Source organism: Rhizobacter koreensis, assembly GCF_013366375.1.
GTDB classification, from domain to species: domain Bacteria; phylum Pseudomonadota; class Gammaproteobacteria; order Burkholderiales; family Burkholderiaceae_C; genus Schlegelella_A; species Schlegelella_A koreensis.
The window spans coordinates 107,245-119,482 of the sequence record NZ_JABWMJ010000011.1 but is presented as its reverse complement, the minus strand read 5'-3'; the positions used below and the strand labels follow the sequence as shown (position 1 = coordinate 119,482).

Here is a 12,238-nt window from a genome sequence, read left to right as displayed (position 1 = left end):
ATGCCCATCTTCGGGATTCTGGTTGCGTACCACACCGACGTCGCCCGCCTGGACTCGATCCTGACGGTCTTGACGCCGCAGTGCGCGATCGTGCTCGCCGACAACTCCGAAGACCATGCCCGCTCCGCAGAGATCCGCGCCGTGGTGCTTCGCCATGGCGGCACCTACCTCGCGATGAACGGCAACCAGGGCATCGGAGCGGCCCAGAACGCAGCGCTCGACGTCGCCCGACGCAACGGAGCGGACGCCTGTCTGCTGCTCGACGACGACAGCGTTCCGGCACCCGACATCGTGTCCGTCCTGTTGGCCGCATGCCAGGCGCTCGGCGGGTGCGTGGTCGTCTGCGCCAATGCTCTCGACTGCGGCGGACGTGAGATCGGCAACGTCCGCACTCACGGACGACGCTTCGCGCCCTGCCGCGACATGATGAGTTCGGGCAGCCTGATCCCGCGACTTGTGCTCGACGAGGTTGGATCTTTCGACGGTTCGCTCTTTATCGACGGAGTCGACTTCGACTGGGGCTGGCGCGCCCAAGCTCGGGGAGTGTCGATCGTGCTGACTCGTGAGACCTCGATCACCCACCGTCTCGGTGAGGGCACGGCCGCCGGCGTGCGCGTGCCCTCACCGGTTCGCCACTACTACCAGTACCGCAACGTTCTGCTGCTGATGAAACGCCCGCACACGCCCTGGCGCTGGCGCATGGCTCAGGCGTTCAAGCTGCCGGTCAAGCTCGTGCTCATCGCGCTGTTGATGCCACCTCGCGCCGCACGCCTGCGCCACGCCTTTGCCGGCATCCGCGATGCTGTACGCGGCGTAACCGGCCGGATGCCTCCCTCGGAACCTACCTCTCACGCGACGCTCCATTGAACGCCCTTCATTCATCGCGCGACGCGCCCGCCGTAGCCATCATCATGTCGGTTCACCGCGAAGCCGACGTCGGACATTTCGAGGAGGCCATGGCGAGCCTTCGCGCCCAAACGTACCGCGAACTGCACCTGTTCATCTTCGCCGACGGCCCCCTTCTTCTCGGACACGAAGCCGTGCTCGAGAAGCATCTTGCTCTGACGAGTGGCAATGATCGGCTGCTCCGAAGTGAGCGTTCGGGCGGCTTGCCCGTGGCGCTGAACCGCCTCATCGACGCTGCCCTCGGCAATTCCGGCATCGCTTACCTGGCTCGCATGGACGCTGACGATATCTGCATGCCGGAGCGCATCGAACGCCAAGTCGCGTTCATGCAGCAGCACCGCGACATCGCGGTCTGCGGCACGTGGTGCATCGAGTTCACCGAGCCGGGCGTCGCGGCGTTCCACAAGAAGCTGCCGACGGATCCGGAAGCGATTCCGGCGTTCATGCTGACGCGTGTCCCCGTTGCCCACCCCACGGTCATGTTCCGCCGCGACGTGCTGGAAGAGGGCCATCGCTATGATCCGACGCTGCCTCGCATGCAGGACTACGAGCTCTGGAGTCGGCTTGTCGTTGCTGGCCACCGGTTCTCGAACGTGCCCGAGTACCTCCTCTGGTATCGAATGGCGCCCGGCTTCTACTCACGCCGGACGGGCATCGCGCGCGCCTGGGTCGAGATTGCGATGCGTCTTCGCTATGCGCGCAAGGCCCAGCGCATGGGCCTGGGTCTCATGCTGCGGCTTGCTGCGTTCTTCCTGGTCAGGGTGTCTCCCGAATCGGTGAAGCGGCTGGCCTATCGTCATCTGCGTAACTGAAGCCAACGAAAGAGCGAGCCATGTGTGGAATCGCAGGGGTCTGGAGCACGGCCGGCCTCGACATCGACACCCTGACGCGGGCCATGACGCGCTGCCTGAGGCATCGCGGCCCGGACTCGAGTGACATCTGGGTGGCGGAACCGGATGGTCTTGCTCTCGGCCATGCTCGCCTGGCGATCGTCGATGTTTCCGAACTCGGCCGCCAACCGATGCGTTCGCATTCGGGGCGCTACGTCGCGGTCTTCAACGGCGAGATATACAACCATCCGGAGCTGCGTGAGCGTCTTGGTCCACACCTGCCATGGCGCGGGCACTCGGACACGGAGACCCTGCTTGCAGCGATAGACGCATGGGGACTGGAGCGCGCGCTCGCCGAGTCGGTCGGCATGTTTGCACTTGGCCTCTGGGATCGCGAGCAGCGAAGTCTCACGCTGGCGCGCGACCGCATGGGGGAAAAGCCTCTCTACGTCGGCAACATGAGCAAGGGTGTCGCCTTCGCATCCGAGCTGAAGGCATTACGCTCCTGCCCCGGAATCGATCTGTCGTTCGACGAAGATGCGCTTCGCGAATACCTGCGGGTCGGCTATGTACCCGGAAACCGATGTGCGTTCGTCGGTATCCGCAAGGTCGAGCCGGGGAGCATGCTCGTGTACCGGTCGGCGGCCGCCGATCCGCTCGCCTCACGCTACTGGTCCCTCCCGACTCCGTCGGCCCGCGTGGACGCCGAGCCGACGCCGGCGGACGACGAACGCACCATCGACGAGTTCGAGGCGCTGCTCGGTCGCAGCGTACGGGGCCAGATGCTTGCCGACGTTCCGCTGGGTGCGTTTCTTTCGGGAGGCATCGATTCGTCGCTGATCGTCGCCATGATGCAGCGCGCGTCGACGCAGCGAGTTCGAACCTTCACGATGGGCTTCTCGGGCAAGCGCGACGACGAATCGCAACATGCGCGCGAGGTGGCGACTCATCTGGGCACCGAGCACACCGAGCTGTTCGTCGGTGCCGAGGACGTTCTCGCCATCGTGCCGAGCATGCCCGAGATCTATGACGAACCGTTCGCCGACTCGTCGCAGGTGCCGACCGCCTTGCTTAGCCGCCTGGTACGGCGGCACGTGACCGTTGCATTGTCGGGCGATGCGGGCGACGAACTGTTCGGTGGCTACAACCGCTATCTCGCAGCAGACAAGCTCGCGCCCATCATGGCAAGGGTTCCGTTCGCGCTGCGGCGCGCGGCGGCCGGGGCCGTTCGCAGCATATCGGCGGACCGCTGGGACAGCTTGGCAACCGGCGCGCACTTGAGCGGACTCCTGCGCCTGCCACCGGCTGCCGGAGAAAAGATGGGTCGCATCGCCAGCTTTCTGGGCGCGCGCGATGGCGAGGCAGCGTACCTGAGCGCCGTCTCCCAATGGCTGAGCAGCGACCTGATTCCGACCACGGTCGCAGCTCCCGACCTGACGCTGCCGCCGTGCGACCACCCGTCCATCGCGCAGCGCATGATGTGGTGGGACATGCAGACGTATTTGCCAGACGACATCCTGGTCAAGGTGGATCGGGCGGCGATGGCATCGAGTCTCGAAACGCGCGTTCCGTTGCTCGACCATCGGATCGTGGAGTTCGCGCTCGCCACGCCCATGCGATTCAAGATCCGCGACGGTCAGACCAAGTGGCTCTTGCGTGCCTTGCTGCGCCGGCACCTCCCTTCAGCGTTGTTCGAACGCCCGAAGCAGGGATTCACGCTTCCGATCGGCCAGTGGCTTCGCGGGCCGCTGCGTGAATGGGCTGAAGCGCTGCTGACGCCCGCCGCACTGTCCGCCGCGGGTTTCGTCGATTCCGCGCGCGTGCGCAATCTCTGGGCCGAGCACCTCGCGGGCAAGACCAATCATCAGAAGGGCCTGTGGACGATCCTGATGCTGCAGGGCTGGCTCGCCAGCACGCGCACGATGCCGACCTGCGAGCAGGCTGCAGCGTGACTCGATCCTGCACAACACGGCATCGGGTGCCCCTGCGAGCCTGCGCACAGCCCTAGCCTTCGCTTATTGCGGGTGCGACGAATCCAAGCGGTCACCGATGCGCCGCGATCACCTCCGCCGGCGCCTGCACCAGCTCGATCAGCACCCCTTCCCCGCTGATGGGGAAGGCGTCGTTCGACTTCGGATGCACGAAGCAGATGTCGTGTCCCGACGCGCCCGGGCGGATGCCGCCCGGCGCGAAGCGGACGCCGTTCGCGCTCAGCCACTCGACCGCGCGCGACAGATCGTCGACCCAGAGGCCGACGTGGTTGAGCGGCGTCGTGTGTACCGCCGGCTTCTTGTCGATGTCGAGCGGCTGCATGAGGTCGACCTCGACCTTGTGGGCTCCGCTGCCGATCGAGCAGACGTCCTCGTCGACGTTCTCGCGCTCGGACCGGAAGGTGCTTTCCACCGCGAGGCCGAACAGGTCTACCCAGAGCGTGCGCAGGCGCAGCTTGTCGGCGCCGCCGATCGCGATCTGCTGGATGCCGAGGATGCGGAACGGGCGCAGGCCGCCCGGCGCGGCCGGTGCGACGTCGCTCATTCGAACTCCAGGATGACCTGATCGACCGCGAGGCTCTCGCCCTTGCTCGCCCGCACCGCGGCGACGACGCCGGCATGCGACGCGACGAGGATGTTTTCCATCTTCATCGCCTCGATCACGGCAAGGCGTTCGCCGGGGCGCACCGCCTGTCCCGGCTCGACCGCCACGTCGACCAGCAGGCCGGGCATTGGCGAGAGCAGGAACTTCGAGAGGTCGGGCGGCGCCTTGAACGGCATCAAAGCGTTCAGCTCGGCGGCCCGCGGCGACAGCACGCGCAGGTCGGCCTGGGCGCCGTTGTGGATCACCCGATAGGACAGGCCATTGCGCTCGATCTGGGCCCGGAATGGCTTGCCGTCGACGGTCCCGACGGTCGCCACGTCGCGCAGCGGACTCGTGAACACGATGCGGCGGCTGCGGCCGGCGATCGTCACGTCGTAACCCTCGGCACTCATGCGCACGCTCGCCGCCGTCTCGCGGCGCTTGCCTTCGGTGTCGCACTCGACCACCACGAAGCGCTCGCCCACCTGCAGCTCGTGGCCCGGCAACTGCCCGCTGATGCCGGCCGAGCGTGCGAGCACGCGCCGGTTCACCGCGACGGCAAGCGCGGCCAGGAAGTCCGGGTCGGCATGCCGTACCGCTGCGAGCGTGAAACCTTCGGGGTACTCGGCGGCAATGAAGCCCGTATCGAAGTCGCCGGCGACGAAGCGCGGGTGGGCGAGCAGTGCCGCCTGGAACCCGATGTTGCTGGCGACGCCGCGGATCACGAACCCGTTGAGCGCGTCACGCATGCCGGCGATCGCGGCCAGGCGGTCGGGCGCGTCGACGATCAGCTTGCAGATCATGGAGTCGTAGTGGATCGGGATCTCGCCGCCCTCGTAGACGCCGGTGTCGACGCGAACGCGGGCGGTCGTTGCTCCGGCGTCGACGTCGCTCGATGCCGCGCCGGCCGCGTCGCGCGCCTCGGCTTCGGCTGAACGCACCCCCGCCGCGAACAGCGTCTGCGCGGGCGGCCGGAACGTCACCAGCCGCCCGGTGCTCGGCAGGAACCCGCGCAGCGGGTCTTCGGCGTTGATCCGGCACTCGATCGACCAGCCGTCGCGCCGCACGTCGGCCTGCGCGAAGCCGAGCGGCTCGCCGGCCGCGACGCGGATCATCTGCTCGACCAGGTCGAGCCCGGTGATCGACTCGGTGACCGGGTGCTCGACCTGCAGCCGCGTGTTCATCTCGAGGAAGAAGAAGCGCCGGTCGCTGCCGACGACGAACTCGACAGTGCCCGCCGACTGGTAGTCGACCGCTCTCGCGAGCGCGACCGCCTGCTCGCCCATCGCTCGCCTGAGCTCGTCGTCGACGAACGGGCTCGGCGCCTCCTCGATCACCTTCTGGTGGCGGCGCTGGATCGAGCACTCGCGCTCCCACAGGTAGACGCAATTGCCGTGGGCGTCGCCGAGCACCTGGATCTCGATGTGACGCGGCTCCTCGACGAATTTCTCGATGAAGACGCGGTCGTCGCCGAAGCTCGCTCGCGCCTCGTTGCGGCACGACGTGAAGCCAGCGTGCGCATCCTGGTCGTTCCACGCCACGCGCAGGCCCTTGCCGCCGCCGCCGGCCGACGCCTTGATCATCACCGGGTAGCCGATGCCGCGCGCGATCTCGACCGCATGCTCGGGCGTGTCGATCGCCTCGTTGTAGCCAGGGATCGTGTTGACCTTGGCCGCCGCAGCGAGCTTCTTCGACTCGATCTTGTCCCCCATCGCCGCAATCGAGCGGTGCTTGGGGCCGATGAAGACGAAGCCCTCGTCTTCCACGCGCTTCGCGAACTCGGCGTTCTCGGACAGGAAACCGTAGCCCGGGTGGATCGCCTCAGCGCCCGTTTGCCGGCACGCGTCGAGGATCGCGTCGGCATTCAGGTACGAGGCCCGGCTCGGCGCCGGCCCGATGCAGACCGACTCGTCGGCCAGCTCGCGATGCAGCGCGTCGCGGTCGGCCTCGGAATACACGGCGACCGTCGCGATGCCCATCTTGCGCGCGGTCTTGATGACGCGGCAGGCGATCTCGCCGCGGTTGGCGATCAGAATTTTCTTGAACATCAAGGACTACTCGTAGAAGCCGCACGAGCAAGCGCAGCGAAGCTCGCCTTCAAGCCACCCGCGCGGATCCGGCTCCGCCGGTCCGCTGCGGGGCGCCCCTTGGGGGCAGGAGCGAAGCGACTGGGGGGCCTCATCACAGGGGGATGTTCCCGTGCTTGCGCCACGGGTTCTCCAGCTTCTTGTCTCTGAGCATCACCAAGGAACGGCAGATGCGCTTTCGGGTCTCGTGCGGCTGGATCACGTCGTCGATGTAGCCGCGTGCCCCGGCGATGAACGGGTTGGCGAAGCGCTGCTTGTACTCGGCCTCGCGCGCGGCGAGCTTCGCCGGGTCGTTCTTGTCCTCGCGGAAGATGATCTCGACCGCGCCCTTGGCGCCCATCACCGCGATCTCGGCGTTCGGCCAGGCGAAGTTGACGTCGCCGCGCAGGTGCTTGGAACTCATCACGTCGTAGGCGCCGCCGTAGGCCTTCCTGGTGATGACGGTGATCTTCGGCACCGTGCATTCGGCGTACGCGTAGAGCAGCTTGGCGCCGTGCTTGATGATGCCGCCGTACTCCTGGGCCGTGCCGGGCATGAAGCCGGGCACGTCGACGAAGGTGAGCACCGGGATGTTGAACGCATCGCAGAAGCGCACGAAACGCGCCGCCTTGATCGAGCTCCTGATGTCCAGGCAGCCGGCGAGCACCAGCGGCTGGTTGGCGACGATGCCGACGGCGTGGCCGTCCATGCGCGCGAAGCCGACGACGATGTTCTTGGCGTGGTCGGGCTGCAGCTCGAAGAAGTCGCCGTCGTCGACGACCTTGACGATCAGCTCCTTGATGTCGTACGGCAGGTTCGGGTTGTCCGGCACCAGCGAGTCGAGCGAAAGGTCGGACCGATCGGGCGGGTCGTCCGACGGTCGCGTCGGTGCCCGCTCGCGGTTGTTGAGCGGCAGGTAGTTGAAGAAGCGGCGCAGCATCGCGAGCGCGTCGACGTCGTTCTCGAACGCGAGGTCGGCGACGCCGCTCCTCGTGGTGTGGGTGAGCGCGCCGCCGAGGTCCTCGGCGCTCACCTCCTCGTGCGTCACCGTCTTCACGACGTCGGGACCGGTGACGAACATGTACGAGCTGTCCTTCACCATAAAGATGAAGTCGGTCATCGCCGGTGAATACACCGCGCCGCCGGCGCACGGGCCCATGATGAGGCTGATCTGCGGCACCACGCCCGACGCCATGACGTTCCTCTGGAACACCTCGGCGTAGCCGCCGAGCGACGCGACGCCTTCCTGGATGCGCGCGCCGCCCGAGTCGTTGAGGCCGATCACCGGCGCGCCGACCTTCATGGCCTGGTCCATCACCTTGCATATCTTCTCGGCGTGCGCTTCCGAGAGCGCGCCGCCGAACACGGTGAAGTCCTGGCTGAACACGAAGACGAGCCGGCCGTTGATCATCCCGTAGCCGGTGACGACGCCGTCGCCGGGCGGGCGGTTCTCGGCCATGCCGAAGTCGTGGCTGCGATGCTCGACGAACATGTCCCATTCCTCGAACGTGCCCTCGTCGAGCAGCAGCTCGAGGCGCTCGCGCGCGGTGAGCTTGCCCTTGGCGTGCTGCGCGTCGATGCGCTTCTGCCCGCCGCCGAGGCGGGCGCGCTGCCGGCGCTCTTCCAGTTGCTGAATGATGTCGTGCATGGATGTGCAGGCGATGAAACCCTTCAAGTGTGCCGTGTCGAGACCGGTGGCGACGCCAGCAGCGCGCCGAGCGCCTGCAGGCTGACCACCTCGCGGCCCCAGGGGCGGCGCCGCGTCGGCAGGCGCCGCAGGCCGCCGAGCCGTTTGGCCGCGAGGTGAACGCGATTCCGGATCGACGCCGCCTCGGGCGCCAGCGCGGCCTCGAACGCCGCGCGGGTGATCGCTGCGGGGGCGTCGAGCAGCCACAGCGTCGAATGCAGATAAGCGAGCCAGTCCCGCGCCTGCGCGTCCTCGAGCGACATCGCCTCCAGCGGATCGTCCTCGAAGTCGATCATCGCAAGGCCGCTGGGCGTCGCGATGAAGTTCCGCGCGAACGCCTGGCTGAGGTATTGGCCCCTGGCGTGCACGTCGGCGATCGCGGCGAGGCCCTCCTTCCACGGCCCGACGCGCTGCCCTGGCGCGGCACGCTCGATCAGCTTGACGAGACTGTGACCCGGTAGGCGCTCCATCACGAAGAACGTCGGGTCGACGTGCAGCACGCGCGGCACGCGAACGCCTGCGGTCGCGAGCCCGGCGAGGCGGCGCAGCTCGACGGCCTGGCCTTCGAGGCCGCCGTGCGCCGGAACCGCCTGCAGCCACGGCAGGCCGACGGCGCGGGCGAGTGCGTTTACCACGCGCGCGCGCCAGGCACCGCGGGCCGGCCGCTGACGCTTGACGACGGCTTCGACGCCGTCGAGCACGAGCTTGTCGACGCGGCGCGGTCGCCCAGAGGAATGGCGCAGGGCCTCGAGCTCGACGTCGCTCATGCGTGCGCGTGCAGGGACGTCGTGACGTGCGCGCGGCGTGCGCCGCCGACGCTTGCGACATCGTCGTGTCGGCGCTCGACGCTCGCGAGATCGATGGGTCGGCGCTCGACGCTCGCGCCCATGAGGCTCATTCGCTGCACGCCGCAGCACCACCGTCGATCCCGGCCGCACGCAGGAGGCGCCGTACCGCGTCGGGCACCGTCGCCTCGCCGCGCCCGATCGCCGCGGCGAGCGTCGGCAGCGCGGCGCGCACCGCCGGGTGACGCTCGAACGCGGCGCGCAGCTCGGAAGCGATCCGCTCGTCGAGCCACGCCAGCGCCTGCTCGCGGCGGCGTGCGTCGAAGGCACCGCTCGCGGTCTGCACGCTGCGAAAGCGCTCGAGCTCGGCCCAGAACGCCGCCACGTCCGCCGCCGCAAGCGCGCTCATCTGCAGGGCGAGCGGACGCCACGCCAGACCGCCGGTCGCACCCGCGGCGCCGCGGCGGGCGCCAAGCTCCAGCGCCAGCGCGAGCTGGCCGCACGCGCGTGCAGCCGCCTGCGGGTCGATGTCCGCCTTGTTCACGACCACCAGGTCGGCAAGCTCGAGCACGCCCTTCTTGATTGCCTGCAGGTCGTCGCCGGCGTTCGGCAGCTGCAGCAGGACGAAGGCGTCGGTCATCGACGCGACCGCGGCCTCGCTCTGCCCAACGCCGACAGTCTCGACGATCACCACGTCGTAGCCGGCCCCTTCGACGATGCCGATCGTCTCGCGGGTGCGCTCGGTCACGCCGCCGAGGGTGCCGCTGCTCGGGCTGGGACGCACGAACGCGTGCGCGTGCACCGACAGGCGCTCCATCCGCGTCTTGTCGCCGAGGATCGAGCCGCCCGAGAGCGCCGACGACGGGTCGACTGCGAGTACCGCAACGCGATGCCCGGCGTCGACGAGGTGCAGGCCCAGCGCCTCGATGAAGGTCGACTTGCCGACGCCCGGCACGCCCGAGATGCCGATGCGCAGCGACGCTGTCTGGCGCGCCAGCAGCCGGCCGAGCAGGGCCTCGGCGCGCGCGCGGTGATCGTCGCGCGTCGACTCGATCAGCGTGATCGCCTTCGCGATCGCGCGCCGCTGCACCGTTCCGGGCGGGCCGACGATGGCGTCGAACAGCGCCGCGTCGGCGGCTTGCGCACGCGTCGCGTCGGCCGGCTGTGCCGAGCCCGCCCCGCGTCCCGTCATGCGGCCGAGGGCGCCTGCGCCGCCGCGCGGATCTGCTCGAGCACGTCCTTCGCGCTCGCCGGGATCGGCGTTCCCGGCCCATAGATGCCCTTGACGCCGGCCTCGTAGAGGAAGTCGTAGTCCTGGCGCGGGATCACCCCGCCGACGAAGACGATGATGTCGTCGCCGCCCTGGGCCTTCAATGCGTCGACGATCGCCGGCACCAGCGTCTTGTGCGCCGCAGCGAGCGTGCTGACGCCCACGGCGTGGACGTCGTTCTCGATCGCCTGGCGCGCGCACTCCTCGGCGGTCTGGAACAGCGGCCCTATGTCGACGTCGAAGCCGAGGTCGGCGAACGCGCTCGCGACCACCTTGGCGCCGCGGTCGTGGCCGTCCTGGCCGAGCTTGGCGATCATCACGCGCGGGCGGCGGCCTTCCTCGGCAGCAAAGGCGTCGATCTCGCGCCTGAGCTGCTCCCAGCCCTCGGCGCTGTCGTAGGCGGCGGCATAGACACCCGAGACCTTCTGGGTGTCGGCGCGGTGCCGGCCCCACGCCTTCTCGAGCGCGTCGCTGATCTCCCCGACCGTCGCGCGGGCGCGCGTCGCGACGATCGAGAGCTCGAGCAGGTTGCCTTCGCTCGTGCGCGCGGCCTCGGTCAAGTCGGCGAGCGCGCGCTCGACGGCTGCCTGATCGCGCGTCGTGCGCAGCTGTTGCAGGCGCCGCACCTGGTTCTCGCGCACCGCATGGTTGTCGATGTCGAGCGTCTCGATCGGCGCCTCGGCATCGAGCTTGTACTTGTTGACGCCGACGATCACGTCGAGGCCGGCGTCGATGCGGGCCTGCTTCTCGGCCGCGCTCGCCTCGATCCTGAGCTTGGCCCAGCCGGTCTCGACCGCGTGGGTCATGCCGCCCATGGCGTCGACCTCCTCGATGATCTTCCAGGCCGCGTCGGCCATCTCCTGCGTCAGGCGCTCCATGAGATAGCTGCCGGCCCACGGGTCGATCACGCTCGGGATGTGCGTCTCTTCCTGGATGATGAGCTGGGTGTTGCGCGCGATGCGGCTGCTGAACTCGCTCGGCAGCGCGATCGCCTCGTCGAGCGCGTTGGTGTGCAGGCTCTGGGTGCCGCCGAACACCGCGGCCATCGCCTCGATCGTCGTGCGCACGACGTTGTTGTGCGGGTCCTGCTCGGTCAGGCTCCAACCCGAGGTCTGGCAGTGCGTACGCAGGATCGAGCTCTTCGGGCTCTTCGGCTCGAACCCGGCCATGATCCGCGTCCACAGCAGGCGCGCGGCGCGCAGCTTGGCGATCTCGAGATAGAAGTTCATCCCGATTGCGAAGAAGAAGCTCAGGCGCCCGGCGAAGGCATCGACGTCGAGGCCCTTAGCGATCGCGGTCTTCACGTACTCCTTGCCGTCGGCGAGCGTGAACGCGAGCTCGAGCGCCTGGTTCGCGCCCGCTTCCTGGATGTGATAGCCCGAGATCGAGATCGAGTTGAACTTCGGCATCGCGCGCGCCGTGTACGCGATGATGTCGCCGACGATCCGCATGCTCGGCGCGGGCGGGTAGATGTAGGTGTTGCGGACCATGAACTCCTTGAGAATGTCGTTCTGGATGGTCCCTGCGAGCTGCTCCTGCCGAACGCCCTGCTCTTCGGCCGCGACGATGTAGCCGGCGAGCACCGGCAGCACCGCGCCGTTCATCGTCATCGACACGCTCACCCGGTCGAGCGGGATGCCGTCGAACAGGATCTTCATGTCCTCGACCGAGTCGATCGCGACGCCCGCCTTGCCGACGTCGCCGACGACCCGCGGATGGTCGCTGTCGTAGCCGCGGTGGGTCGCGAGGTCGAACGCCACGCTGACGCCCTGCGCGCCGGCCTTCAAGGCGTTGCGATAGAACGCGTTCGACGCCTCGGCGGTCGAGAACCCGGCGTACTGGCGGATCGTCCAGGGCCGCACCGCGTACATCGTCGCCTGCGGGCCACGCACGTACGGCGGAAAGCCCGGCAACGTGTCGGTGTGCGGCAGGCCGTCGAGGTCGACGGCGGTATAGAGCGGCTTGACGACGATGCCCTCGGGCGTGATCCAGTTCAGCGCGTCGACGTCGCCATGCGGCGCCGACTTGGCGGCGGCCGCGCGCCAGCGGTCGAGGGCATCGGGGTTCGTGGCGTCTGGCATCGTCGGGTCTCCTGAGGCCGTCGATTATCGGTTCTACCA

10 protein-coding genes are annotated in these 12,238 nt (G+C 68.4%); 3 read left to right on the top strand and 7 right to left on the bottom strand.

Annotated elements, in window-relative coordinates; translation table 11 throughout:
• Genes HQN59_RS20680 through asnB form a run of 3 tightly spaced genes read left to right on the top strand, consistent with a single transcriptional unit; the run spans position 1 to position 3,688 of the window.
• Positions 1-867, top strand: coding sequence for a glycosyltransferase (locus HQN59_RS20680; protein ID WP_176071018.1), 867 nt, complete (start codon positions 1-3; stop codon positions 865-867).
• Positions 864-1,718: a glycosyltransferase gene (locus HQN59_RS20675; protein ID WP_176071017.1), complete on the top strand. Its 855-nt coding sequence runs from the start codon at positions 864-866 to the stop codon at positions 1,716-1,718. Before HQN59_RS20680 ends, HQN59_RS20675 begins: the two co-directional genes overlap by 4 nt.
• A gap of 20 nt (positions 1,719-1,738) precedes the next feature.
• The gene (gene asnB, locus HQN59_RS20670; RefSeq protein ID WP_176071016.1) at positions 1,739-3,688 is read left to right on the top strand and encodes an asparagine synthase (glutamine-hydrolyzing); all 1,950 of its coding nucleotides are present in this window, start codon (positions 1,739-1,741) and stop codon (positions 3,686-3,688) included.
• Between the two features lie 91 nt (positions 3,689-3,779).
• On the opposite strand, the gene HQN59_RS20665 is transcribed toward asnB, so the two are convergent.
• The 7 genes from HQN59_RS20665 to scpA all read right to left on the bottom strand — a co-directional run bounded on the left by HQN59_RS20665 (position 3,780) and on the right by scpA (position 12,199).
• Positions 3,780-4,271, bottom strand: a complete 492-nt coding sequence (locus HQN59_RS20665; RefSeq protein WP_176071015.1) for a VOC family protein — start codon at positions 4,269-4,271, stop codon at positions 3,780-3,782.
• The gene (locus tag HQN59_RS20660) at positions 4,268-6,358 is read right to left on the bottom strand and encodes an acetyl-CoA carboxylase biotin carboxylase subunit (RefSeq protein ID WP_176071014.1); all 2,091 of its coding nucleotides are present in this window, start codon (positions 6,356-6,358) and stop codon (positions 4,268-4,270) included. The genes HQN59_RS20665 and HQN59_RS20660 overlap by 4 nt, the downstream gene beginning before the upstream one ends.
• A 133-nt stretch (positions 6,359-6,491) precedes the next feature.
• A complete protein-coding gene (locus tag HQN59_RS20655) occupies positions 6,492-8,024 on the bottom strand; it encodes an acyl-CoA carboxylase subunit beta (protein ID WP_176071013.1) in 1,533 nt (510 codons plus the stop codon).
• A 23-nt stretch (positions 8,025-8,047) separates the two neighbouring features.
• Positions 8,048-8,830 (bottom strand): BUD32 family EKC/KEOPS complex subunit, encoded by a 783-nt coding sequence (locus tag HQN59_RS20650; protein WP_176071012.1) that lies wholly within the window; start codon positions 8,828-8,830, stop codon positions 8,048-8,050.
• Positions 8,827-8,952, bottom strand: coding sequence for a hypothetical protein (locus HQN59_RS26610; RefSeq protein WP_259372761.1), 126 nt, complete (start codon positions 8,950-8,952; stop codon positions 8,827-8,829). The genes HQN59_RS20650 and HQN59_RS26610 overlap by 4 nt, the downstream gene beginning before the upstream one ends.
• Positions 8,953-8,957: 5 nt before the next feature.
• Complete coding sequence (gene meaB / locus HQN59_RS20645; protein ID WP_176071011.1) at positions 8,958-10,040, bottom strand: methylmalonyl Co-A mutase-associated GTPase MeaB; 1,083 nt, start codon at positions 10,038-10,040, stop codon at positions 8,958-8,960.
• Positions 10,037-12,199, bottom strand: coding sequence for a methylmalonyl-CoA mutase (scpA, locus tag HQN59_RS20640; protein WP_176071010.1), 2,163 nt, complete (start codon positions 12,197-12,199; stop codon positions 10,037-10,039). The genes meaB and scpA overlap by 4 nt, the downstream gene beginning before the upstream one ends.
• Positions 12,200-12,238: the final 39 nt, after the last annotated feature.

Excerpts from the sequence above, each read along its gene's own strand:
- HQN59_RS20665 (WP_176071015.1), bottom strand. The coding sequence starts at position 4,271 with ATGAGCGACGTCGCACCGGCCGCGCCGGGCGGCCTGCGCCCGTTCCGC.
- HQN59_RS20680 (WP_176071018.1), top strand. The coding sequence starts at position 1 with ATGCCCATCTTCGGGATTCTGGTTGCGTACCACACCGACGTCGCCCGC.
- HQN59_RS20650 (WP_176071012.1), bottom strand. The coding sequence starts at position 8,830 with ATGAGCGACGTCGAGCTCGAGGCCCTGCGCCATTCCTCTGGGCGACCG.
- asnB (WP_176071016.1), top strand. The coding sequence starts at position 1,739 with ATGTGTGGAATCGCAGGGGTCTGGAGCACGGCCGGCCTCGACATCGAC.
- HQN59_RS20655 (WP_176071013.1), bottom strand. The coding sequence starts at position 8,024 with ATGCACGACATCATTCAGCAACTGGAAGAGCGCCGGCAGCGCGCCCGC.
- HQN59_RS26610 (WP_259372761.1), bottom strand. The coding sequence starts at position 8,952 with ATGGGCGCGAGCGTCGAGCGCCGACCCATCGATCTCGCGAGCGTCGAG.
- HQN59_RS20660 (WP_176071014.1), bottom strand. The coding sequence starts at position 6,358 with ATGTTCAAGAAAATTCTGATCGCCAACCGCGGCGAGATCGCCTGCCGC.
- meaB (WP_176071011.1), bottom strand. The coding sequence starts at position 10,040 with ATGACGGGACGCGGGGCGGGCTCGGCACAGCCGGCCGACGCGACGCGT.
- scpA (WP_176071010.1), bottom strand. The coding sequence starts at position 12,199 with ATGCCAGACGCCACGAACCCCGATGCCCTCGACCGCTGGCGCGCGGCC.